Annotated in this window: 21 protein-coding genes; 6 read left to right on the top strand and 15 right to left on the bottom strand. The window is 34.4% G+C overall.

The annotated features are described in order from the left end of the window. Position 1: 1 nt before the first annotated feature. Together KAOT1_RS20190 and gcvP are read right to left on the bottom strand one after the other, a co-directional pair. Positions 2-1,060, bottom strand: coding sequence for a 3-oxoacyl-ACP synthase III family protein (locus KAOT1_RS20190; protein WP_007096760.1), 1,059 nt, complete (start codon positions 1,058-1,060; stop codon positions 2-4). A gap of 224 nt (positions 1,061-1,284) precedes the next feature. Continuing rightward, on the bottom strand, positions 1,285-4,131 hold the full coding sequence (gcvP, locus tag KAOT1_RS20195; RefSeq protein ID WP_007096761.1) for an aminomethyl-transferring glycine dehydrogenase: 2,847 nt from the start codon (positions 4,129-4,131) through the stop codon (positions 1,285-1,287). 146 nt (positions 4,132-4,277) lie between these two features. Here gcvP and KAOT1_RS20200 point away from each other — a divergent pair, with 146 nt between their 5' ends. Beyond that, positions 4,278-5,093, top strand: a complete 816-nt coding sequence (locus tag KAOT1_RS20200) for a UbiA prenyltransferase family protein (RefSeq protein ID WP_007096762.1) — start codon at positions 4,278-4,280, stop codon at positions 5,091-5,093. Here the strand turns inward: KAOT1_RS20200 and KAOT1_RS20205 are convergent, their stop codons facing one another. The 11 genes from KAOT1_RS20205 to KAOT1_RS20260 all read right to left on the bottom strand — a co-directional run bounded on the left by KAOT1_RS20205 (position 5,094) and on the right by KAOT1_RS20260 (position 13,488). Further along, entirely contained in the window at positions 5,094-5,351 is a 258-nt protein-coding gene (locus tag KAOT1_RS20205; protein ID WP_007096763.1) for a hypothetical protein, read from the bottom strand. Positions 5,352-5,362: 11 nt separating this feature from the next. Beyond that, a complete protein-coding gene (locus tag KAOT1_RS20210) occupies positions 5,363-5,917 on the bottom strand; it encodes a sigma-70 family RNA polymerase sigma factor (protein WP_007096764.1) in 555 nt (184 codons plus the stop codon). An 89-nt stretch (positions 5,918-6,006) separates the two neighbouring features. Continuing rightward, on the bottom strand, positions 6,007-6,456 hold the full coding sequence (locus tag KAOT1_RS20215) for an SRPBCC family protein (protein ID WP_007096765.1): 450 nt from the start codon (positions 6,454-6,456) through the stop codon (positions 6,007-6,009). Positions 6,457-6,480: 24 nt separating this feature from the next. Beyond that, positions 6,481-7,206, bottom strand: coding sequence for a YqjF family protein (locus KAOT1_RS20220; protein WP_007096766.1), 726 nt, complete (start codon positions 7,204-7,206; stop codon positions 6,481-6,483). An 11-nt stretch (positions 7,207-7,217) separates the two neighbouring features. Next, positions 7,218-8,132: a TIGR01777 family oxidoreductase gene (locus KAOT1_RS20225; RefSeq protein ID WP_007096767.1), complete on the bottom strand. Its 915-nt coding sequence runs from the start codon at positions 8,130-8,132 to the stop codon at positions 7,218-7,220. A gap of 8 nt (positions 8,133-8,140) precedes the next feature. After that, positions 8,141-8,563 (bottom strand): hypothetical protein, encoded by a 423-nt coding sequence (locus KAOT1_RS20230; RefSeq protein ID WP_007096768.1) that lies wholly within the window; start codon positions 8,561-8,563, stop codon positions 8,141-8,143. 7 nt (positions 8,564-8,570) lie between these two features. Further along, positions 8,571-8,930, bottom strand: a complete 360-nt coding sequence (locus KAOT1_RS20235) for a hypothetical protein (RefSeq protein ID WP_007096769.1) — start codon at positions 8,928-8,930, stop codon at positions 8,571-8,573. Positions 8,931-8,936: 6 nt separating this feature from the next. Next, positions 8,937-9,824 carry an SAM-dependent methyltransferase gene (locus KAOT1_RS20240; RefSeq protein ID WP_007096770.1) on the bottom strand — a complete coding sequence of 296 codons (888 nt, stop codon included), beginning with the start codon at positions 9,822-9,824 and terminating at the stop codon, positions 8,937-8,939. Beyond that, complete coding sequence (locus tag KAOT1_RS20245; RefSeq protein ID WP_007096771.1) at positions 9,821-10,171, bottom strand: hypothetical protein; 351 nt, start codon at positions 10,169-10,171, stop codon at positions 9,821-9,823. Before KAOT1_RS20245 ends, KAOT1_RS20240 begins: the two co-directional genes overlap by 4 nt. 81 nt (positions 10,172-10,252) lie before the next feature. Continuing rightward, entirely contained in the window at positions 10,253-10,756 is a 504-nt protein-coding gene (locus tag KAOT1_RS20250; protein ID WP_007096773.1) for a GbsR/MarR family transcriptional regulator, read from the bottom strand. A gap of 698 nt (positions 10,757-11,454) precedes the next feature. Continuing rightward, positions 11,455-13,488: a M3 family metallopeptidase gene (locus KAOT1_RS20260; protein ID WP_007096775.1), complete on the bottom strand. Its 2,034-nt coding sequence runs from the start codon at positions 13,486-13,488 to the stop codon at positions 11,455-11,457. Between the two features lie 187 nt (positions 13,489-13,675). On the opposite strand from KAOT1_RS20260, the gene KAOT1_RS20265 reads away from it, so the two are divergent. The 5 genes from KAOT1_RS20265 to KAOT1_RS20285 all read left to right on the top strand — a co-directional run bounded on the left by KAOT1_RS20265 (position 13,676) and on the right by KAOT1_RS20285 (position 21,452). Next, positions 13,676-16,123 (top strand): T9SS type A sorting domain-containing protein, encoded by a 2,448-nt coding sequence (locus KAOT1_RS20265; protein WP_238528719.1) that lies wholly within the window; start codon positions 13,676-13,678, stop codon positions 16,121-16,123. 253 nt (positions 16,124-16,376) lie between these two features. Further along, a complete protein-coding gene (locus tag KAOT1_RS20270; RefSeq protein ID WP_238528720.1) occupies positions 16,377-18,833 on the top strand; it encodes a LamG-like jellyroll fold domain-containing protein in 2,457 nt (818 codons plus the stop codon). A 75-nt stretch (positions 18,834-18,908) separates the two neighbouring features. Then, a complete protein-coding gene (locus tag KAOT1_RS20275) occupies positions 18,909-19,706 on the top strand; it encodes a T9SS type A sorting domain-containing protein (protein ID WP_007096778.1) in 798 nt (265 codons plus the stop codon). Between the two features lie 732 nt (positions 19,707-20,438). Then, entirely contained in the window at positions 20,439-20,741 is a 303-nt protein-coding gene (hpf, locus tag KAOT1_RS20280; protein WP_007096779.1) for a ribosome hibernation-promoting factor, HPF/YfiA family, read from the top strand. A gap of 45 nt (positions 20,742-20,786) precedes the next feature. Beyond that, positions 20,787-21,452: an SDR family oxidoreductase gene (locus tag KAOT1_RS20285; protein WP_007096780.1), complete on the top strand. Its 666-nt coding sequence runs from the start codon at positions 20,787-20,789 to the stop codon at positions 21,450-21,452. A 197-nt stretch (positions 21,453-21,649) separates the two neighbouring features. Here the strand turns inward: KAOT1_RS20285 and purE are convergent, their stop codons facing one another. Together purE and KAOT1_RS20295 are read right to left on the bottom strand one after the other, a co-directional pair. Next, the gene (gene purE / locus KAOT1_RS20290; protein WP_007096781.1) at positions 21,650-22,135 is read right to left on the bottom strand and encodes a 5-(carboxyamino)imidazole ribonucleotide mutase; all 486 of its coding nucleotides are present in this window, start codon (positions 22,133-22,135) and stop codon (positions 21,650-21,652) included. A 1-nt stretch (position 22,136) separates the two neighbouring features. Further along, positions 22,137-23,291: a 5-(carboxyamino)imidazole ribonucleotide synthase gene (locus tag KAOT1_RS20295; RefSeq protein WP_007096782.1), complete on the bottom strand. Its 1,155-nt coding sequence runs from the start codon at positions 23,289-23,291 to the stop codon at positions 22,137-22,139. Positions 23,292-23,393 lie beyond the last annotated feature (102 nt).

Here is a 23,393-nt window from a genome sequence, read left to right on the forward strand (position 1 = left end):
TTTAGTATTTATAAACAATGGCATTGATGTTCATTCCAGCACCAACACTAGCAAACATCACAATATCGCCTTTTTGAATATCTTGATTTTCTACTTTTCCTTTCGTGACCATATCAAATAACGTTGGAATCGTAGCTACCGAGCTGTTTCCAAGATCATGAATGCTCATTGGCATAATACCTTCGGGAGCTTTTTTATCGTACAATCCGTAGAAACGTTCTACAATAGCTTCGTCCATTTTTTCATTTGCCTGATGAATGAAAATCTTTTTTAAATTATCAATAGGAACTCCGCTTTTATCCAAGCAATTTTTCATGGCTAATGGAACATTTGTAAGAGCAAATTCGTAGATTTTTCGCCCGTACATTTTTATATAACGTGTGTCTTTACACAATTCTTGATTGTTAGATTTTCCATAGTATAAAAAGTATGCTTCATCGTATGTAAATGTTGCTGTTTCGTGTGCAATAATACCAGTTTCATCTTCAGAAACTTCAATGATTGAAGCACCAGCGCCATCAGAATAGATCATAGAATCACGATCGTATTTGTCAACAACTCTTGAAAGTGTTTCAGAACCGATTACCAAACATTTTTTTGCAATTCCTGCTTTAATAAATGCATAGCCTTGTATCATTCCTTCAACCCAACCTGGGCATCCAAAAAGGATATCGTACGCAACACATTTAGGGTTTTTGATGCGTAATTTGTGTTTGACTCGACTTGCCAAACTCGGCAATATATCACTTTGTATTGTTCCGTGTTGTACATCGCCAAAATTGTGAGCAAAAATAATATAGTCAAGTTCCTCAGGATTTATGTTGGCATCTTTTATAGCTTTTTCAGCAGCAAAAAATGCTAAATCCGAAGAACATTGATTCGTTTCAGCATATCTGCGTTCATCAATTCCAGTAATAGACTGAAACTTTTTTATAATAATACTTGTGTTCTGTTTAAAGGGGCTACCATCTTCATTTAGGAATTTATGCTGGAGGAAATCTTCATTTGTTTCAACTTCAGAGGGAATATAGCATCCTGTCCCAGTTATTTTGACATTCATACCAATATCAGTTTTTTAAGATTTAAGACAACTAAATTAATGATTATACATCTGTAATTACTTTGAAGGCGATTCAAAGTTGCAATTTTTGAGGATAATGCATTGAAATGTTAATGTTTTGAGGAATTCGTAAAATAAAACCTTAAAAAATGATAATTATTTAATTAAAAAAGCAGACGTTAAAAAAAAGGAACGTTTTTTTAAGACGTTCCTTTTTTATAATTTTATGCTTCTGCGTACGCTTCAATTGGCGCACAGGTACAAATTAAGTTTCGATCTCCATATGCGTCATCAACTCTACGAACTGATGGCCAAAATTTATTATCGGCAACATATGGTAAAGGAAAAGCTGCTTTTTGACGTGAATATGGTAAATTCCATTCTTCAGCTGTTAGCATGCTTAATGTATGTGGAGCATTTTTCATCACATTGTTAGTGTCACTTGCAGATGCCTCTGATATTTCTTCGTGAATAGCCAACATTGCATCACAGAACCTGTCTAGTTCAGCAACACTTTCACTTTCTGTAGGTTCAATCATAATGGTTCCAGCTACAGGGAATGATACTGTTGGTGCATGAAATCCATAATCCATTAAACGTTTTGCAATGTCTGTTACTTCGATTCCGTGTTGTTTGAACGGTCTGCAATCAATAATCATTTCGTGTGCACAACGTCCACGTTCATTAGTGTAAAGAATGTCAAATTGACTTTCTAGCCTTCCTTTGATATAGTTTGCATTTAAAATTGCGTATTCTGTAGCTTCTGTCAATCCTCTAGCACCTAACATAGCAATGTATCCGTAAGAGATTAAACATACTAATGCGCTTCCCCAAGGTGCGGACGAAATGGCTGTGATTGCTTTTTCGCCTCCAGTTTCAATAACGGGATTGCTTGGTAAGAAAGGTACTAAGTGAGCTGCCACACAAATTGGTCCAACTCCAGGTCCGCCACCACCGTGAGGAATGGCAAATGTTTTGTGTAGGTTTAAGTGACAAACATCTGCACCAATGGTTGCAGGATTTGTTAATCCTACTTGTGCATTCATGTTGGCACCATCCATGTAAACTTGTCCACCGTTATCATGAATGATTTTGGTAATTTCTTTAATAGTAGCTTCAAAAACACCATGCGTTGAAGGATATGTTACCATTAGCGCGGCTAAGTTGTCTTTGTGTAACAATGCTTTTTCGCGTAAATCATCTACATCAATATTTCCGTCTTCTGTTGTTTTAGTTACAACAACTTTCATTCCTGCCATGACAGCACTTGCCGGATTTGTTCCGTGTGCGGAAGAAGGAATTAAACAGATGTTTCTGTGTGTATCTCCATTGGCTTCATGAAACGCTCTGATAACCATGAGACCTGCAAATTCTCCTTGTGCTCCAGAGTTTGGTTGCAATGAAGTTCCTGCGAATCCTGTTACTACATTTAGTTGATGTTCTAGTTCTTTGAGTAGAATTTGGTAGCCTTCTGCCTGATCTACAGGAACAAAAGGGTGAATGTTATTCCATTGCGCTGAACTTAACGATAACATTTCTGCTGCAGCGTTCAATTTCATCGTACAAGAACCTAAAGCAATCATAGAATGATTTAGTGATAAATCTTTACGTTCTAGTTTTTTGATGTAACGCATCATTTCTGTTTCTGAATGGTAACTGTTGAATACAGCTTCTTCCATAAACGTAGTTTTGCGCGCTACTGATGGTAATATTTTTGTGGTGTTTGTCGTCTTGATTTCTACGGTTTCTTTTTCCGCAGCAGCGGCAAAAATAAAGGCAATGTCTTGCAAATCGCGATTCGTAGTTGCTTCGTTGATTGAAATTGCAACCGATTCATCATCAATATAGAAAAAGTTGACTTCGTTTTGTTCTGCAATTTCTTTCACTTTGGCAGCATTTGCTTTTACAACAATAGTGTCAAAGAATGCTGTATTCGTTTGCTCGAAACCTAATGTTTCTAGCGTTTTTGTTAAATCAACAGCTTTTGAATGGACATTATTTGCAATGTATTTTAATCCGTTTGGACCGTGATATACTGCGTACATTCCTGCCATAACAGCGAGCAATACTTGCGCTGTACAGATGTTTGAGGTTGCTTTGTCTCTTTTGATGTGTTGTTCGCGTGTTTGTAATGCCATACGCAACGCGCGATTTCCATCAGTATCTTTGGTTACTCCGATGATACGACCTGGAATGTTACGTTTGTACGCTTCTTTTGTTGCGAAGAAACCTGCATGTGGACCGCCATATCCTAATGGAATTCCGAAACGTTGTGTGGTTCCCACGACAACATCGACACCAAAGTTTCCTGGAGATTCTAGTAATACTAAGCTTAAAATATCAGCAGCAACCGCAACTTTTATGTCGTTTGCATTTGCTTTTTCTGTAAATGCTCTGTAGTCAAAGATTTGTCCGTATTTTCCAGGATATTGAAGCAATGCTCCAAAGTATTCTGATGAAAAGTCAAATTCTTCATGATTTCCAAAAACCAATTCGATGCCAATAGGAGTTGCACGTGTTTTTAGTAATGAAATGGTTTGTGGTAACACTTCATTAGAAACAAAAAACTTTACGACGTTATCTTTTTTCTGTGCTCTCGATCGAACGGAAAATAACATTCCCATAGCTTCTGCTGCTGCGGTACTTTCGTCAAGTAGTGAAGCATTGGCGAGTTCCATTCCTGTCAATTCTGTTACGACAGTTTGAAAGTTTAATAAAGCTTCGAGTCTTCCTTGTGCTATTTCTGCTTGGTATGGTGTGTAGGCAGTATACCAACCTGGATTTTCAAAGATATTACGTTGAATTACAGGTGGCGTTACCGCTTCGTGATATCCTAAACCAATGTATGATTTGAATATTTTATTATGTCCCGCAAGGTTTTGCATGTGCGATAAAAATTCGTTTTCGCTGAGTCCTTCAGGAAGTGCAAGTGCGTTTTTCAAACGAATTTCATCAGGAATAGTTTCGTCAATAAGTTGCTCTAATGAATCAACTCCGATGGTTTGTAACATGTGCGGAACGTCTTTTGCACGCGTTCCGTTATGTCTTAATGAAAAAGAATCAGTTTTCATCGGCTATAATTTTTCTTTTTTATAGTTGTGTATATTCCGCAAAAGTACAACTAAAAAATCACTTCTTTACAATTTTACAGGCTTGCACATATGGAAAGTTTTTAACGAAAAAGATAGGTTATGAACAGTTTCGCTATTTTTGTTTGATGGATGTTTTTAAAAAACTTTTTAATTTTTATTTAGATAGTAGTATTCACATCGGTTTGAGCGTATATGCGCTTACCTATTGTACGTTGATGTTGTTTGGTTTACCGTATGATGAAGCTGTTTTGTATTTCACATTTTACGGTACAATTGTGACGTATAATTTTATAAAATATGGAAGTTCGGCTAAACAATATTTTTTTGTGACAACGAAATACATGAAAATCATTCAGTACGTGAGTTTTGTATGTTTTGTTTTGACAGTATATTATGCCTATCAGTTACAACTGCAAACGTTGCTTGTTGCAGTTGGATTGAGTTTGTTATCATCTTTATATATTATTCCTTTTTTGCCTAATAGAAAGAATTTTAGAACGTTAGCGGGATTTAAAATTTCAATTGTTGCATTGTGTTGGACAGGCGTTACAGTAGTAATACCACTTGTAAATGCAAATGCGTTTGTGATGGAAACAACAGTATTGTTGACTTGCTTACAACGTTTTATATTGATATTAATTTTAATGATTCCTTTTGAAATTAGCGATTTGTCCTATGATGAAGAAGCTTTGGGTACACTGCCACAACGTATCGGAATTAAGCGAACCAAACAAATTGCATATGTTTGGATTGTACTATTTTTAGTTTTAGAATATGCAATTAGAAGTACAATTTCAACAGCGTTTTATATGACTGTAGGAGTTAGTATTGTATTATTTGCTAGTATTTGGTATTCAGGCATAAAAAAATCGAAATACTTTACTTCTTTTTGGGTAGAAAGTATTCCGATTGTATGGTTTTTACTTTTAGTATTTGTGTAATTAGTACTTGCTCATTTCTTCTTGAAGCTTGCGTTGCATTTCTGCCTTCTTATCGTTTTCAATCGCGTCAATATTTGATTTTTCTACAAGCTTTGTCAACTTATTATTGTTACTTGAGTATGCTCTAGTAATGCGACACCAAGACAATCTTACGTTTAATTTCACTTTTTCCCAGAAACTCGCTTCTCCATATTGTGATTTGTCACAGATATGTTTTGCTTCTTCACAGGATATGAAAAATTTATTTTTTGTACTCATCTAATTTCTTATTAATACCAATTTTGTTCTAAACATCCAGAAAGCGCTGTTCGTGCTCTATGAATGATAACCCAAAGGTTAGACGCAGTTATATTTAATTCATTACAAATGGTTTCCGTGTCGTAGCCCAAAATTGTTTTCATCTTAAAAATAGTCGCTTGCTTTTCAGGAAGCTTGTCAATACAATCTTCAATGGCGAGACCGAGTTCTTCATTTTGAATTTGATCTTCGGCATTTTTATCATAATTATCAGCAACACGTTCTTCCAGCCAGTCTCCTTCAGATTCTGAGTCAGCATTGTAATTGATTCTAACTTCGGCTTGCCCTTTTTTAGAATTTATTTTACGATAATAATCAATGATTTTACGCTTCAATATAGAGATAAGCCACGTTCTTTCAGAAGCTTCTCCTTTGAAATTTGCCATTGATTTTAATCCTGCAAAGAAGGTCTCTTGGACTAAATCTTGCGCAGTTTCTCTATCGTTTACCCTTACAATAGTGTAATTGAACAGATAATCTGCATAGAGTGTAATCCATTTGTTAGGATCCAGTTGATGGTTTGGCATTTGAGAACTAATTATTTTTTCAAATGTAAATGATAATTGTTGAAATAAAAAATTATCATTTCGTAAGGAAAGACTGAATATGTTAAATATCACATTTCTGCCGTTTGTTTGATGTGGTTGTTACGTTGTAGGAGGAATTTTGTGAGATAACGCTTTAGAATGAGATAGTTAAAAAGTTGTCCAACAATACCATACGGGACTTCATATGTTAAAATGTCGATCATTTCTGTTTCATTTTCCGTTTCTTCAAAAATATGTTCGTGACGAAAACTTTTGAAAACACCTGCAATCATTTCATCTACAAAATAATTGGGTGATTTAAACTCAGAAATTAAACTTGTGTGCTTGAGATACATTCCAAAATGTTTGGCACGCCACGTAACAGTTTCTCCTAAATTAATTTTTCCCGAAGTTTTTCCTGCAATTGCTTTTTCACGTGTGTTTTTGGTGGAAGTTTCGTGTACAGAAATATCTCTGGAAAGATCAAAAACTGTCAAAATTGGAGCTTTTATGAATGTTTTTAGACGAATTGTGGTCATGTTGTAAAAATACAAGCTATTATTCTAAAGCTTTTTTATGTGTTTTAGTGTTTTTTTTGGCTCAACCGTAATTGCGGAACCTTCCATTAAAAAGACAGAATCAGGTTTTTGTGTGGTTAAATGTGCAAATTTTTTTCCATAATTTAATTCAAAATCAATGTTTACATCATAGTTGTCAACCTGAAAATATAACCATTTTGGATGTGTGACTTCATATTCAAAAGTTTTAGAATCGTTGTATTGCGTATAGCCGAAATAGTGTTCGGTAATGAATTCAATTTCTGAGTTTTCAGGAAGCATTTTAGGATTATTTTTTGCGTGTACAGAAACCGATTGTTCTTTATTATTTTTATGCCAAGTGTATGAAATGTCTAAAGTTTCTGGCGTAAGCTTCCAAATATGTGACATTGGCAACGTTACATAATGTTCATTGTACACGGTATTTGCTACAAAACTCAGAATCCGTTTCGGAACAATTTCCTGAATAAAAACGGTTCCACGTTTCCAAGTATTGCCTTCTTTTCTTTTCACATAAAAACGTAAGTTGACTTCTTCAAATGTATGTAAGCTTGGCATTCTACAACCCAATACTTTGGTGTTTTTAAACATAAAACCTACAATACTGACCAAACATTTGCCTTCCCAAATATCTAAAACGGTTCCTTTTGGAACATACGCTTCTAGTAATTCAGGAGCTACTGTATAATTGAAAAACACTAATTTTCGCCATTCGGCAGTTAAAAAACTCATTTTTTCTTTTTTTATCTTGTTATGATTTCTCGAATTGCTTTTTCCGCAGTTGGATACTTAAATTGAAAGCCTGAAGCTACTAATTTTTCAGGAATGACAAACCTACTTTTCAGAATCAATTCGGCTTCTGTTTTGATAATGCGTGCGCCCAATTTGAGTAGCCATTTTGGCTGAAAGAGTCCAAAAGGAACTTTTAGTACTTTTCTAATTGTTTTCATAAAATCTTTATTCGGAATCGGATTTGGAGCTGTTATGTTAAACGTTCCAAGTTTGTTTTCTTCCAATAAAAATTCAACAGCGCGGCAAAAATCGTGTTCATGAATCCAGCTTACTTTTTGTTTTCCATTTCCTTGTGTGCCGCCCAAACCCAGTTTTGTTAGATTTTTTAAGGGAAGAAACGCACCTCCATTTTTCCCTAAAACAATTGAAGTTCGCAGTGCGATTTTAAAGGTTTTTGGTGTTTGACTTTTATAGAAAGCTTTTTCCCAAGATTTGGCAACGTTCATTGAAAAATCGTCTCCAACAATCCCGTTTTCTTCGGTCATTTTTTTATGTAAAGAATGTTGGTAAATGGTCGCTGTAGATGAATTCATCCATACTTTTGGTGGTACGGCACATGCTTGTACCGCTTTTCCTAACACTTCCGTAGCATCGACTCTAGAATTCAGAATTTCAGCTTTGTTTTTTTCGTTGTAACGACAATCAACTGATTTTCCTGTAAGATTGATTAAAACATCTGCGCCTTCTAGTTCCGTAATCCAAATGTCAATTGTTTTCGCATCCCATTCCACATAATGCAACGCATCATTTCCTGTTTCTTTGACGTTTCTGGAGAGAACGATAATTTCATAATTTTTCGGCAAAAAGTATGCAATAAGTGCTTGCCCTAAAAATCCGCTTCCGCCTGCAATGACCATTTTTTTCATAGTGATTTTTATTTTTGGTAACCAAAGTTTGGTTGCTGTTGCATGTTTACTTGTTGATTCAATTGTTTTTGTCTTGCCACTTTTCTTCCGCGAAGGAATAAAAATAAGTTTAAGAGTAACATCACGCCAAGATAGATAGAGAAACCTCCAATTTTTCTACTTAAAATTTCAATGACTCGTTGACTTGACACTTCTTCAGTATATCCAAAATATGCAATTTTCATGATGACCAAAGCCCAACCGATGTTTACTAAATAGAAACCTACTTCAAAGAGTTTATTGGTGGCAATAGCAATGTTTTCTTGACCTCGAAAGATTTCTACCATAAAGCTTTTTCCACTTTCAAAAAGTTTTTTTGAGACAAAGATGGTGAGTCCGATGACAATTGGTAGGTAAATAAAATACGCGATGACAATTTTTGTTGATTCCATAATAATATTAGTTAATTACTTCTGTTTGTTTTTTTCTGTTTAAAAATTTAATCCAAAAGATGTTGTTATAGTGCATAATTGCGAGTGCTAAGATTGTTTTTCCCAGTATATCGGCGAGTGCGTTCATCATTTCATAACCATTTTGTACCGTTTCCCAATACGCAATGGTAATGGTGGCTGCACCCAAATTGATGAGGTAATAGCCAATGAGCAAAAGTTTGTTGATGCTTGCCACAATTTCAGGATCATTTTGTATAATAGTACACATGAAAACTTCTCCATTTTTGTAAAGAATCCAACCGACTTTTACGGTAATAAAAAAGATAATCGGAATGTACAATAGGTAACTAATGATGTTGAAATTCATGCCGAATTATTTTTTTGCTGTGATGATGTAATATCCAAAACTGTTCAAGTTTAAACTTGATAATAATGCAGCAAACGATCCTTTTAAGTTTTGTAAGCTTTCTTGTTTCAACAGTTCTTTTTTGAATAGTTTTTTCAGGATAAATCCGCTAATGGTAAACGGAACGTGTAATACTGATGGCGCAACTCTGTACCAAATATTTTCAACTTTAATGTCTTTAAAACCGAGTTTTTTCAAGTCAGTTTTTACTCGATTGATGTTTGCCAGACTTTCCAAACTCCACGATTCACACAAGCTTCTATAAGTATATTTTGCCAATGGATTCATGTCTTTAAAATCTTTCTTTGTAAAAGCATCTGCCATCACAAAAGTTGCTCCTGGTTTCATAATGCGATATGTTTCTTGCAACGCTTTTGTGCTACAACCTGAGTGACATAAACTTTCAATTGCCATGGCACCATCAAAAGAATTTTCAGGGAAAAATGTATTGGTGTAATCTCTGTTGAGAATGGTACCGCGTTCAGAATTTATGAGTTCATTTCCTTTTTTCACTTGAAACGGCGTAATAGTCAAACCTGTTACGGCAAGTTTTGGGTAATTTTCAATTCCGTAACGAATGGAAGCGCCCATTCCGCAACCCAAATCGACAATATGCTTTTTTTTATTTTCAATATTTAAGCGTTTAAAAACTTGCTTGTTCATTTGATTGAGCATCGTATCTCGTGAAAAAACAGAAGTTTGAAAAGGAATATAGTAGCCAAAGTGCATGTTTAAATCATTGCTCCAAAAGCGATAATCTTCTGTTGTTTCATTGTAAAAATCAATGACTTTTTCGTTGTTGGAAGGTTTTTCAATTTCCTTTTTTAAATAGGTGAGTAGACATAGATTTTTCATAATACTTGTTTTTTTAGTTGATATACGATGTAGGTAAAATATGTTCCGAGACTCATAGGAATCAATATGATTAAACATAATGTAAGTATTCCTGATAGTGGAGAACCTTCGCCAATGGTAATCCAATAGAAAAAACACAATAAAAATATGGTACTAAGTATGCCATAGGTAGAAAGATGTTGTTTCATTTTTTCGGAAAACTTGTCGTAATTAAACAGTAATACGAAGAATAGAATGACTTGAATTCCGCCAAGAAGTACTTGCATGAACATTCCGTAAATGAAGGTTAAATACAATACCAAAGTGAGGTAGTAAAAAATGTTGTTGGTGTAATAAATGAATTTCATAACTATTATATATTTTAAACTTTCAAAAAATATTGAAATTTTGATTGAAATAAAAAAGGAAAATGAATTCCTTTTGTGAGTTTATTTTAAGAGTTTAATGAATGTTTTTGTGATCCAATTTGCCTCTTGATTTACGACTCGATTCATAATGGAATCTGCCGTTTCTGCCAATTCATGCAGTGATTTTGTTTGTTTGATAAATTCTTTCGTTTTATCAGTTCCATCATCTTCAATGCTACTTACTTCTTTTAGTACTTTCAATGTTGGCTGAATTTCTCGTCTGCTACGTTCACGAGCAATCTGTTTTGCGAGTTCTTGTATGTCTTTCTCAGAAGAAAAGAATTCTTTTCGTTCGCCAACTACAGAAGTTTTAAATACTATTCCCCAATCGATCAACTGTCGTAAATTCATGCTTGTATTTCCTCTTGAAATATGCAATTCTCCCATGATATCTTCCATAGATAACGGTTCAGGAGAAATTAAAAGTAACGCGTGAATTTGCGCCATTGCTTTGTTAATTCCCCATAACGTACCTAATGATCCCCAGGTTTGTATAAACTTATCTTTTGCATCTTTGTAATTCATAGTACAAATGTATGATATTTTTTAAACTTTCAAAAATTATTGAAAATTTATTTTTGTTTTGAAGATGAGTTTAAAGGAAAACACTTGTTATTACTAGGCGTTTTTGGGGAAATATTTTTTTAGTGATTCGATAAATTAGAAGCGGAAATGATGTAGTTAATATATAGAGCATCACAATGATAAAATATGAAGAAGCAATCTGTTCGTTTCAAATACTACTTTTAAATCTAAAACAAACAGATTGCCACGAATTTTTTCTAAAAATTCTCGCAAAGACGTTTTATATTTTATTTTTTCTAACAAGTCTAGAAACGTTATTAATGTAGCAATTTGAAAATTTGAAAATGTATCAATTGGTTCCAAACAACACTCAAATTTGTCTTAGAAAACCCGTTGTGCATTTTGAATTCAAATATATCATGAACGTCAGTTCGAGTGATTTTGAGGCACGAAAAATTGTATCGAGAACATTTTTAGTACGAAAAATTCTATTCTCGATACAAATTTTACTCATTTTCAATCGTAAAATTCACTCGAACTGACGAATTTTATCAAAATGCACAACGGGTTTAGAAACACATATAACATTTAAAACTTAACATTTAGCATTTAATATAAAACTCAATAATAATCTCAGAAACAACCTTGAATCATTGAATTTTTGAATGTTTTAATTGAGCAAAGCGAATACAAAAAGTCTAATTCTCTACTAATCCTGCACGTTTCAATAATGCATCTGGTTTTGGTTCGCTTCCGCGGAAACGTTTGTATAAAGTCATAGGATGTTCGGTTCCACCTTTAGATAATACATGTGTTGCAAATTTTGAAGCAACTTCTTTGTTAAAAATATCCGTTTCTTTAAAATATTCAAACGCATCAGCATCCAACACTTCTGCCCATTTGTAACTGTAATATCCAGAAGAATAGCCACCTTGAAAAATGTGTGAAAACGATGTGCTCATTGCAGTTTTTGGGTTTTCAGGAAACAAACGTGTGTTGGCAAAAGCGGCTTTTTCGTGTGCTTTTAAATCTGTAATTGACGTCGGATCGATTCCGTGCCAACTCATATCGAGCAATCCAAAACTCAATTGACGCAAGGTTGCCATTCCTTCTAAGAAGGTTGCAGAAGCTTTTATTTTTTCAATATATTCCATCGGAATGACTTCGCCAGTTTCATAGTGTTTTGCAAAAATAGCGAGCGCTTCTGCTTCATAACACCAATTTTCCATTACTTGACTTGGCAATTCTACAAAATCCCAAAATACGGAAGTTCCGCTTAAACTTGGATACGTTGTGTCTGCTAACATTCCGTGTAACGCATGTCCAAATTCATGGAAAAGTGTCGTAACTTCATTAAACGTTAATAAGGAAGGTTTTGATGGTGTGGGTTTGGTAAAATTACAGACAATAGATACATGCGGGCGTTCTACAACTCCATCTTTGCGTAGTTGCGATTTGTAGGAAGTCATCCAAGCTCCGTTTCGTTTTCCTTTTCGTGGATGGAAATCTGCATAAAATACTGCGACAAAATTATTGTTTCCATCAAACACTTCGTATGTTTTTACATCTTCATGATACACATCAATATCAGAAACTTGCTCAAAACGTAAATCAAATAACTTGTTAGCTACCGTAAAAGCGCCATCAATTACATTTTCAAGTTTAAAATACGGTTTCAGTTTTTCATCATCCAAATTGAATAATTCTTGCTTTAATTTTTCGGAATAATATGAACTATCCCAACTTTGTAATTGCTCAATTCCGTCTAGTTTTTTTGCAAAATTTGACAATTGTTTGAATTCGCGCTCCGCAGCAGGTTTTGCTTTTTCGAGCAATTCATTCAAAAATGAAAATACTTTTTTAGGTGTTTCTGCCATGCGTTCTTCCAACACAAAATGTGCATGCGTTTCATAACCTAATAAATTAGCTCGCTGATGACGCAGTTTTGCAATTTCCAACACATTTGCCTGATTGTCCAATTCGTCACCTTTAAAACATTTTGAACCAAATGCAGTTGCAAGTTTTTGGCGTAATTCGCGATTATCAGCATATTTCATAAACGGAATATAGCTTGGATATGCCAAAGTGAAAATCCAGCCTTCTTTGTTTTCGCTTTTCGCGATAGCTCTTGCAGCTTCTAAAGCGCTACTAGGAATTCCAGCAACATCTTTTTTGTCGGTTAAATGCATTTGAAACTTATTGGTTTCAGCAAGTACATTTTCACCAAAAGTCAGGCTTAATTTAGCAAGTTTCTTATCAATATCACGAAGAATTTCTTTTTTATCGGCTGGTAAATTAGCTCCATTTCGTGAAAACGATTTGAACTTTTTATCTAATAATGTGTGTTGTTCTGTGGTCAGATTGAGAGTATCTTTTTGCTCATAAACCGCTTTTACACGTGTAAATAACTTTTCGTTTAGCGCAATATCATTAGATAATTCAGTCAACATCGGAGAAATTTCTTGGGCTAACTTTTGAATTGTTTCGTTTGTTTCTGCCGAATTCAGATTAAAAAAGATACTTGTGATGCGATCTAATTGTGCTCCTGAATATTCCAACGGTTCAATGGTATTTTCAAAAGTTGGTACATTTTCATTTGCCGTAATGGTGTCAATTTCTTCTTTTGTACGTGAAATTTCTAGCTCAATTGCTGATTTAAAATCATTTACATCTATTTTGGAAAAAGGTGCTGTGGTATATTTTGTGAGAAATTTTGAAGTTAAAATATTCATTATATCTGAATTATATGTATTTAATCGAAATTTAAAATTTAAGTATGTAGGAAAAAACTAAATAAAAGTACTAGCTGTAATTTTATATAAACAAATTTAGGATCTCCCTTTTTATGAGATTCAAAGATAAAGATTTTACTCAAAACAATAAATGCCCCCAACAATGGAAAGTTTGACAATGAAAAGAATGTTTACAATTATTTTATTAATAGTAGGTGTTTCAACAATGATAGCGCAACCATCTTCTGATGGCTTTTATCTTGATGGAGTAGACGACTATATAGTTGTGCCAAATACTACTAATATTAATAGCACGACTACAAATAATAGAACTTACGAGACATATTTTAAAGTGACCTCAACAAGTAACCGACAAATGATCTTTAAGGAAGGTGCTGGAACTAGAGCTGTAATTGCTTATGTTGAGAATGGATACCTGATAATGGGAGCATATAACAGAGCAGATTATACTCCACAGTGGCAAGGTACATATTACAGAAAGCCTATTTCTGCAAATACATGGTATCATTTTGCATTTGTTTTTGATAATGCACAACCAGGAAATGCCACAACAAATCCTATGAATGCTTCAGCAAATACAGCTTTAAAATGGTATTTGGATGGTGTATTACAAACAGAATTGTCAGGTTACCAAGTGGGAGGACATAATACATTCCGAATTGGTTATAAAAATGAAAGTTTACGTTTTCCTACATGTGGTTCTTGGACTACTTCAGGAACATCAGAATATTGTTTTGGTTCTATTTCAAATGATGGTGGAGGAAATGAGTATTATTTTCAAGGAAATATTTGGGGTTTTAGAATTTGGAATGATGTTCGTACTGTAACAGAAATTAATGACAACAAAGATGTTTTAATTTCATCTGTAGGTACAGATGATCTAGTAGCAGCTTTAGATGGCGATACGCTTACTTATTTAAACAGTAGTGATAATCCAGTAGAAGCTGACGCATCCAATATAACTTCCATTACCTGGTCTGCAACGGCTGCTTCAAATGATTGGAATACAGCAGCAAATTGGGATGGCGGTATTGTGCCAGATGCTTCTGAATTGGAATCAGTAATTATTCCGAGTTCTACAAACTACCCAGTAATTACTTCACACATAAAAGTAGGTAAAATTCAAGTAGCAGCAACAGCTTCTGTTACCGTAAATGCTGGCGCAACACTAGATGTATATTATGATCTTACAAACAATGGAACTATTACTATTGAAGACGACGGAGCGTTACTTTCACGAGAAAACAGAAATGTAAAAGGATCAGGGAATTTTATCGTAAAACGTGATTCTCCAAATTATGCTGACAGATATTTTTATTCTTATTGGTCTACGCCAGTAGCTGAAACTGATGCCACTATTGCCACAATTTTTCCAAATGTTGGAGGTTATGACTATTATTGGAACGCTTCAGCAACTAATGCTTTTTGGAATAACGATCATACTGACATGGAAGTGGGTAGAGGTTATGCTCTTCGTGCAAATCATCTTGATGTAGAAACTGCGGTTTTTGATGGTACGGTAAATAATGGAAATATCACAGAGCCGGTTTATTACACGGTAGACCCTGATACAGGGGAATCAGGATATAATATTATAGGAAACCCATATCCTTCTGCAATCGATTGGCAATCTTTTCAAAAAGACAACTCAGACGTAATTGAAGGAACAGTTTATTATTGGAGGCAAACAGATGCGCCAATAGGAGACAACTTAGCTTCCGATTATATAGAATACAACAATACAGGGGCAAACCCTTTAGGTGCCGCAGATGGAAACATTGGAACTGCACAAGGATTTGCCGTACAAGCAAAAGCAGGTGGCGGAACGGTAACTTTCAAAAATACACACAGAGTTGTCGCAAATAATACACAATTCTTTAGACCCAATAATGGAACAGATGGTTTGATTACTCCAGAATCAACTGTTGCTACAGAATCAAGCAATAGTCAAACAGATGGAAGATTATCACTACGCATGTCTGGTGGCGGATTGTACGCAACACAATTGCTAGGCTTTATTCCAGAAGGAACAGAAGCCTATGATAATACTTATGACGGGCCATTTATCAATGAAGGCGCAAGCATTGAATTCTATTCTTACATAATAGACAGTAAAATGTCTATCCAAGCATTGCCAGAATTAACAAATCAATCTATGGAAATTCCTTTAGGATATCAAGTTGTATCAAGCGGAACATATACAATTCAGATTGATGCAGAATACATATCGGATGATTTTGATATCGTTTTGGAGGATAGATACGAAAGCACTTTTACTGATTTAAGACAAACTTCATATACATTCACAACGAATCCTACAGAAGAAAATGATCGTTTCTTCTTAAAAGTGCAATACAGAAATACATTAAGTGTTGAAGATTTAATAATTCCTGACGATGAAATAAATGCGCTGTTTACTAATAATGTATTGGTCACAGTTACTAATTACAAAGATCTAAAAACAATATCTTTATATGATATTTCAGGTAAGAAATTAGTTGAAAGTGAATATACCCAAGCATTACAACTTCCTAAGCTATCTCAAGGAATATATTTGGTAAGTTATGTCTCTGAAAAAGGCAAATTGGTTACTAAGAAACTTATTAAGAATTAGGTGTTTGGGTGTTGATAACTCTACTTCTAATGATCGGCTATTTGCCGAAATATCTTTTGTTTAAAAGTAGAATTTTTATAAGATAAATAAATATCCCATCGATCTATTTGTTTCTTTTATCGATTTTATACTATTTTTTTTGTAGGAAAAAACTATTTTTGTATTCTATAGAATCTTTATATACCTGATATTCTGTAATTGCAAAATTTGAAAACCAAAGATAAAAAAATTACGTATATAAATTAAAAGCCAAATGATGAAGAAACTATACACACTAGCAATATTATTGTTAACAGTATCTGGAATGATGGCACAACCACCGTCAGATGGATATTACCTAGATGGAACAGATGATTATATTGAATTAAATGATTCCGATAATATAAATACAACCATAATTGCCAATAGAACTATTGAAGGATATTTTAAGGCAGACGATGCTACCACGAAGCAAGTTATTTATGAAGAAGGTGGAAACTCACGAGGAATTCTTATTTACGTAGAAAATAATTACATTATTGTTGGAGCTTACAACAGACCTAGTGGTGATTATACACCGCAATGGGAAGGAACTTATTTTAGAGAACCTATTACTGATGATACTTGGTATCATGTAGCCCTCGTGTTTGACAATTTAGCACAGCCAACAGGTTCTACAATTTCAGCAACAAGTAACACAGCATTTAAATGGTATTTAGATGGAACACTTATGGACTCTAAAGCTGGTTTTCAAATTAGAGGACATTCAGGTGATGTAAATTTAGGACGTTCAGACTCAAACATGCGTTATGCAAATTGCAGTACTTGGACTTCTGGAGGAAGTTCTGAATATTGTTTTAATAACAACACGCAGGTCTCATCAGGAAATTATTTCGCAGGAAATATTTGGGGATTCAGAATTTGGGATGATGTCCGAACAGCAACAGAAATTGATAATAATAAAGATGTACTCATCACTACTGTTGGAACAGACAATTTAGTAGCAGCTTTGGATGGTGATACTGTCACATATTTAGACGATAGTGACGCCGTTACAACAGATTCTGCAAGTAACAAAACGGTCATTACTTGGTCGGCAACGGCAGCTTCAACAAGTTGGACTACAGGAAGTAACTGGGTTGGCGGAACAGCTCCTGATGCTACAAAACTAGAATCTGTAGTTATTCCGAGTTCCACAAACTATCCTGTACTTACAGCACATACTGTTGTTGGAGAGCTAACGGTAGATGCTTCAGCTTCTATTACAGTAAATGCTGGCGCAACATTAGATGTGTATTATGATCTTACAAATAATGGAACAATTACAGTTGAAAATGATGGAGCATTACTAGCTAGAGAAAACAGAGATGTAAAAGGATCAGGGAATTTTATAATAAAACGTGATTCTCCAAATTATACTGACAGATATTTTTATTCTTATTGGTCTACGCCAGTAGCTGAAACTGATGCCACTATTGCCACAATTTTTCCAAATGTTGGAGGTTATGACTATTATTGGAACGCTTCTGCGACCAATGCTTTTTGGAATAACGATCATACTGACATGGAAGTGGGTAGAGGTTATGCTCTTAGAGCAAATCATTTTAATGTAGAAACTGCGGTTTTTGATGGTACTGTAAATAATGGTGATATCACGGAAACCGTATATTATACAGTTGATCCAGGTACAAGCGAATCAGGATATAATATCATTGGAAATCCATATCCTTCTGCAATCGATTGGCAATCTTTTCAAAAAGACAATACCGATGTCATTGAAGGAACTGTATACTATTGGAGGCAAACAGATGCACCAATAGGAGACAATTTAGCTTCCGATTATATTGAATATAACAATACAGGTTCAAACCCTTTAGGTGCCGCAGATGGAAACATTGGAACTGCACAAGGATTTGCGGTACAAGCAAAAGCAGGTGGCGGAACGGTAACTTTCAAAAATACACACAGAGTTGTCGCAAATAATACACAATTCTTTAGACCAAATAATGGAACAGATGGTTTGATTACTCCAGGATCTACTGTTGCTACAGAATCAAGCAATAGTCAAACAGATGGAAGATTATCACTACGCATGTCTGGTGGCGGATTGTACGCTACACAATTACTAGGCTTTATTCCAGATGGAACAGAAGCTTACGATGATACATTTGACGGACCATTTATCAATGAAGGAGCAGGAATTGAATTTTATTCATATGTGACAAATAGTAAAATGGCGATTCAGGCATTGCCAGAATTGACAAATCAATCTATGGAAATTCCTTTAGGATATCAAGTTGTGTCAAGTGGAACATATACAATTCAGATTGATGCAGAATACATATCAGATGATTTTGATATCGTTTTGGAAGATAGATACGAAAGCACTTTTACTGATTTAAGACAAACTTCATATACATTCACAGCGAATCCTACAGAAGAAAATGATCGTTTCTTCTTAAAAGTGCAATACAGAAATACATTAAGTGTAGAAGATGTTGTAGTTTCTGAAGACGAAGTAAATGTATTATTCAATGATAATGCGCTTAAAACCATTACAAAGCGTTCAGACTTTGAAACAATTGCGCTGTATGATATTTCAGGAAAGCAGTTAATTCAGCGTGAATATTCAGATGTAGTTACTATGCCACAATTAGCAAGAGGTGTATATGTAGTGAAGTATACTACTGATAACGGAATCGTGCTCACAAAAAAAGTGCTAAAGTCTTAAATTAGAGTTATTAAGAACCATAAATTTTGCGTATCATTGCCGTAGAGAGACTAAATGCCCTCAAAAATCTCTATTATGAAAGCAACATTACTACCAGCACTTTTCTTTCTAGGAATACTCTTTGTTTCTTACGGACAAGAATGTGGAAACCCTTGGATCAATTATAAGAAACAAAACGACAAACTTGAAAAAGTAGCTACTGAAAACAGCCCTACAGATGGTCGTATTTCATTGCGTTTGGCAGGAAATGGTTCGTTTGTTACCATTCTTCTTGGATTTATTCCAGAAGGAACTGTAAATTTTGACGATGGTTATGATGGTCCATTTATAAACGATGGCGCCGTTATAGAGTTTTATTCTTTCTTAGGAACAACGCGACTTTCCATTCAAGCTTTGCCTGAACTCACAAACGTAAACACGCAAGTACCATTAGGATACGAACTTACTTCTGATGATATGTATACCATATCAATAGATGCGGAATTTTTAAATCCTAATTTTGATATCATCTTAGAAGATACTCAAGAAAATATTTTGACAGACTTACGTCAAACAAGCTATACATTTTCAGGTGTTATTGGAGAAGCTCATAGTCGTTTTTACCTCAATTTAGTATATCGCAATACATTAAGTATAAACGATGACATAACATCATCTAAGGAGGTTTTTGAATATTTTATAGAAAATACTATAAATTTTGTGACGAAAAGAACAGATATAGAAAAGGTAGTACTTTACAATTTAGCAGGAAAACGTATAACTTCTAGCAATTTTAAAAAGAAAATAACCTTCAAAAACCTACCAAAAGGGATCTATTTTATACAATACACAACAACTTCAGGAAGTAAAATTATCAAGAAAATCATCAAATAACTCAAAAAAATAACGTCTTGTCTTTTATATGTGCATTTCATCGATTTAGTATAGAAATGTATTTCACTATGATTCGAATTATCAGATAATTAAGAATTTTGTCCTGTTGATTTAGTAGAAAAATGTTTTTCAAGGTTTAACAATATATGTAACCTGCTTAACACATAATTACAGTGTTAATAGCCCTAATAACTGTATTATAATTAAAATGGATTGGTTGATGTAAAACCCTTTAAGTACAACTTAAAGGGTTTTTTTATGACATATATTGAAGTGCAAAGATGTAAAATAAAAGAAGAAATACCTTTCGTCGAAAAGTTTGTGCACTTAAACGAGAAAGCATATTTAAAACAGTTCAAAAAGTAAAAAAGATAAACAAAGCAATACATTTGAATCATCAATACAAACTACTTTATCCAAATTTATTTTTGGGGTAAAAAATGATTAATAATATGGTAGGTTAGTTTTATTTTTAAATGGTTTGTAAAGATAATGAAGCCGCTTTTCGAAGCGGCTTTTATTATTATATGTAGTATATCAAAGCTTCTCACTACAAATCTATCTTTTCTAAAAACTTCAAGTCTTCTTCTTAAAAAGACGTTAAAAAATACCGCGAATTTCAAAAGAGTTCATCTTAACATCGTATGAGCTAACACATTTTTCATGTAGATTTTATATTTGGATAAATGCTGTAAGGGCATACAATACGAACCTTTTAAATACAAAATAGATATGGATATAATATTTGAATATCACGATGTAACCGCAAGTGAATCTCTAGAAGCATTTGCTACAGAAAAAATAAACAAACTAGCAGAAAAATATCAAATGGTCATCCGAGCTGATGTGTTTTTTAAAACAGAAAATACATCTTCAGACGAAACAGGAATGATCTGCAACATTCGTTTGAGTTTGCCAGGTCCACGATTATTCGCAGAAGCGAGTCACGATAACTTTAGAGATGCTATCTCAGAATCTGTGAATGATTTAGAACGCCAATTACGCAAGCGAAAAGAAAAAATGATGACACACTAAAAATCATTCAGATTAAAAATTAATAATAAAAACAAAAAAAGAACTATGCAGAAGAATAAAGAAAATATATTAGTTGCAGGAGCAACAGGAAACACAGGAAATAAAGTTGTAAACTTATTAAAGCAATCTCAATACTTCAATCCGATTGCAATGGTGCGTAAAGAAGAACAACGTGCTCAATTTGAAAATAAAAACATAGAAACCGTTATGGGCGATTTGGAAGAAGACCTCTCAAATGCTGTCAAAAATGTAGACAAAATTATTTTTGCGGCAGGATCTAACGGAAAAAAAGTGATTGCTGTAGATCAAGAAGGTGCTAAAAGATTGATTGACGCCGGAAAAAAAGAACGTGTAAAGAAATTTGTTATGTTGAGCTCCATGGGCGCAGATCAGCCAGAAAAAGCAGGAGATTTACAAGATTACATGCAAGCCAAAGCAAATGCTGACGATTACCTAAGAATTAGCACACTTGATTATGCAATTGTACGTCCAGGAACATTGACAAATGAAGCCGGATTAGGAAAAATAAAATTGGGTGATCAGTTAGATCGTTCAGGGGAAATCAGTCGTGACGATGTCGCACAAACTTTAGTAAGATCTCTACATGATGATGCAGCGCACAACAGGACTTTTGAAATTCTTAAAGGAGAATCATTAATTGCAGACGAAATGGATAAAGTTGCTAAAAGAGACGAATATATCGTCAAATAAGCATAATTTATCCTAGTATCGGAAACTAAAAAACGAGACTGTCTAAAAAAGTGTATTAAAACGTCATTCTGGACTTGATCCAGAATCTCATCATATTGATTTTCAGCTCTTATGAGAAACCGAATCAAGTTCGGTTTGACGAAATCTGTACTTTTTTAGACAGTCTCGTTTTTTTTAAATATAAAATTCAACAAGTTCTATTCAGACACTTTCTTCGCGCCTTCAATCACTTTCTGTTTCAAACCTTCTTTGTACACTAAAATTTTATCCAACACGCATTTATCAGAACTTCCAATAATCTGTGCCGCCAAAATTCCTGCATTCTTCGCGCCATCAAGGGCAACAGTTGCAACTGGAACGCCACCTGGCATTTGTAAAATAGACAATACAGAATCCCAACCATCAATAGAATTTCTCGATTTCACAGGAACTCCAATCACAGGTAATGGAGACAACGAAGCTACCATTCCAGGTAAATGCGCAGCGCCACCAGCACCAGCAATTACGACATTAATTCCGCGTTTGTGTGCGTTTTTTCCATAATCAAATAACTTCTCTGGAGTTCGGTGTGCAGATACAATATCAACTTCAATTTCAATATCAAAACCTTTCAAAATATCAATTGCTTCTTGCATCACAGGAAGATCGCTTGTACTTCCCATAATAATTCCAACTTTTGCCATATTACTTACTAATTACGTTGATTGTTTGTTTTACAGTTGCCGCTACTTTTCGTGCTTCGGCTACATCTTCATTTACAATAGTAACATGTCCCATCTTACGAAACGGACGTGTTTGTTTCTTACCGTAAATATGTGGTGTTACGCCTTCCAACTGCATAATTTTTTCAATATTCTCATACACAACTTCGCCAGTATGTCCTTCTGCACCTACCAAATTTACCATAATTCCAGCTACTTTACTTGCGGTATTTCCTAACGGGAGATTCAAAATAGCACGAATATGCTGTTCAAACTGATCGGTATAACTCGCTTCAATACTATAATGTCCGCTATTATGTGGTCTTGGCGCGACTTCGTTTACTAAAATCTCGTCGTTTTGTGTTTGAAACAACTCTACTGCTAAAATTCCTGTATGCTGTAAAGCTTCTGAAACTTGCAAAGCTACTTTTTTCGCTTTCGCTTGAATGTTCTCAGGAATTCTCGCCGGACAAATCACATATTCCACCTGATTTGCTTCTGGATGAAACTCCATTTCTACCACAGGATATGTTTTTACTTCGCCTGAAACATTACGTGACACAATTACCGCGAGTTCATTTTTAAACTCAACTAATTCTTCGCACATACATTCTACATTTGGCAAACGTTCCAAATCTGCTAACGAACGAACAATCTTTACGCCTGTACCATCATAACCAAACTGCGTACTTTTCCACACAAACGGAATAGAAATCACGTCATTTTCTACGCTATGTAACAATTCTTCCAACGACATATAAATAGAAAATGGTGCTGTTGGAATATGATGTTTCTGGTAAAAAAGCTTCTGAATTCCTTTATTTTGAATTGTTTGCAATGTTTTTGCAGATGGATATACGTGTACGCCTTCATCTTCAAGCTTTTGCAAAGCATCTACATTTACGTGTTCAATCTCAAACGTAAGTACATCAACATTCTTTCCAAAATTATACACCGTTTCAAAATCCATCAAATCACCTTGATGAAACTCATTACAAGCTATTTTGCAAGGCGCTTCGGCACTTGGATCTAAAACGGAAGTGTACACATCAAACTTACGTGTGGTGTAAAGTAGCATTTTACCTAACTGGCCGCCACCTAGAATTCCTAATTTAAAATTAGAGGAGAAATAATTCATGGGTTTTCACATTTTTCACAAAAGTACAAATCTAAGTTTACAGTCAGAAGAAAAGTTTGTGTTACTTCTTAGGCAACTACTTTGAGAAAAGTCCGTGAAGCA

This window comes from Kordia algicida OT-1 (genome assembly GCF_000154725.1).
Taxonomy (GTDB): domain Bacteria; phylum Bacteroidota; class Bacteroidia; order Flavobacteriales; family Flavobacteriaceae; genus Kordia; species Kordia algicida.

Bases quoted from the DNA above. Each gene is read 5' to 3' on its own strand.
- purE (WP_007096781.1), bottom strand. From the start codon at position 22,135: ATGGCAAAAGTTGGAATTATTATGGGAAGTACAAGCGATCTTCCTGTG.
- KAOT1_RS20200 (WP_007096762.1), top strand. From the start codon at position 4,278: ATGGATGTTTTTAAAAAACTTTTTAATTTTTATTTAGATAGTAGTATT.
- KAOT1_RS20250 (WP_007096773.1), bottom strand. From the start codon at position 10,756: ATGAATTACAAAGATGCAAAAGATAAGTTTATACAAACCTGGGGATCA.
- KAOT1_RS20215 (WP_007096765.1), bottom strand. From the start codon at position 6,456: ATGACCACAATTCGTCTAAAAACATTCATAAAAGCTCCAATTTTGACA.
- KAOT1_RS20190 (WP_007096760.1), bottom strand. From the start codon at position 1,060: ATGAATGTCAAAATAACTGGGACAGGATGCTATATTCCCTCTGAAGTT.
- KAOT1_RS20260 (WP_007096775.1), bottom strand. From the start codon at position 13,488: ATGAATATTTTAACTTCAAAATTTCTCACAAAATATACCACAGCACCT.
- KAOT1_RS20275 (WP_007096778.1), top strand. From the start codon at position 18,909: ATGAAAGCAACATTACTACCAGCACTTTTCTTTCTAGGAATACTCTTT.
- KAOT1_RS20210 (WP_007096764.1), bottom strand. From the start codon at position 5,917: ATGCCAAACCATCAACTGGATCCTAACAAATGGATTACACTCTATGCA.
- KAOT1_RS20205 (WP_007096763.1), bottom strand. From the start codon at position 5,351: ATGAGTACAAAAAATAAATTTTTCATATCCTGTGAAGAAGCAAAACAT.
- KAOT1_RS20220 (WP_007096766.1), bottom strand. From the start codon at position 7,206: ATGAGTTTTTTAACTGCCGAATGGCGAAAATTAGTGTTTTTCAATTAT.
- KAOT1_RS20270 (WP_238528720.1), top strand. From the start codon at position 16,377: ATGATGAAGAAACTATACACACTAGCAATATTATTGTTAACAGTATCT.
- gcvP (WP_007096761.1), bottom strand. From the start codon at position 4,131: ATGAAAACTGATTCTTTTTCATTAAGACATAACGGAACGCGTGCAAAA.
- KAOT1_RS20245 (WP_007096771.1), bottom strand. From the start codon at position 10,171: ATGAAATTCATTTATTACACCAACAACATTTTTTACTACCTCACTTTG.
- KAOT1_RS20230 (WP_007096768.1), bottom strand. From the start codon at position 8,563: ATGGAATCAACAAAAATTGTCATCGCGTATTTTATTTACCTACCAATT.
- hpf (WP_007096779.1), top strand. From the start codon at position 20,439: ATGGATATAATATTTGAATATCACGATGTAACCGCAAGTGAATCTCTA.
- KAOT1_RS20265 (WP_238528719.1), top strand. From the start codon at position 13,676: ATGTTTACAATTATTTTATTAATAGTAGGTGTTTCAACAATGATAGCG.
- KAOT1_RS20295 (WP_007096782.1), bottom strand. From the start codon at position 23,291: ATGAATTATTTCTCCTCTAATTTTAAATTAGGAATTCTAGGTGGCGGC.
- KAOT1_RS20285 (WP_007096780.1), top strand. From the start codon at position 20,787: ATGCAGAAGAATAAAGAAAATATATTAGTTGCAGGAGCAACAGGAAAC.
- KAOT1_RS20225 (WP_007096767.1), bottom strand. From the start codon at position 8,132: ATGAAAAAAATGGTCATTGCAGGCGGAAGCGGATTTTTAGGGCAAGCA.
- KAOT1_RS20235 (WP_007096769.1), bottom strand. From the start codon at position 8,930: ATGAATTTCAACATCATTAGTTACCTATTGTACATTCCGATTATCTTT.
- KAOT1_RS20240 (WP_007096770.1), bottom strand. From the start codon at position 9,824: ATGAAAAATCTATGTCTACTCACCTATTTAAAAAAGGAAATTGAAAAA.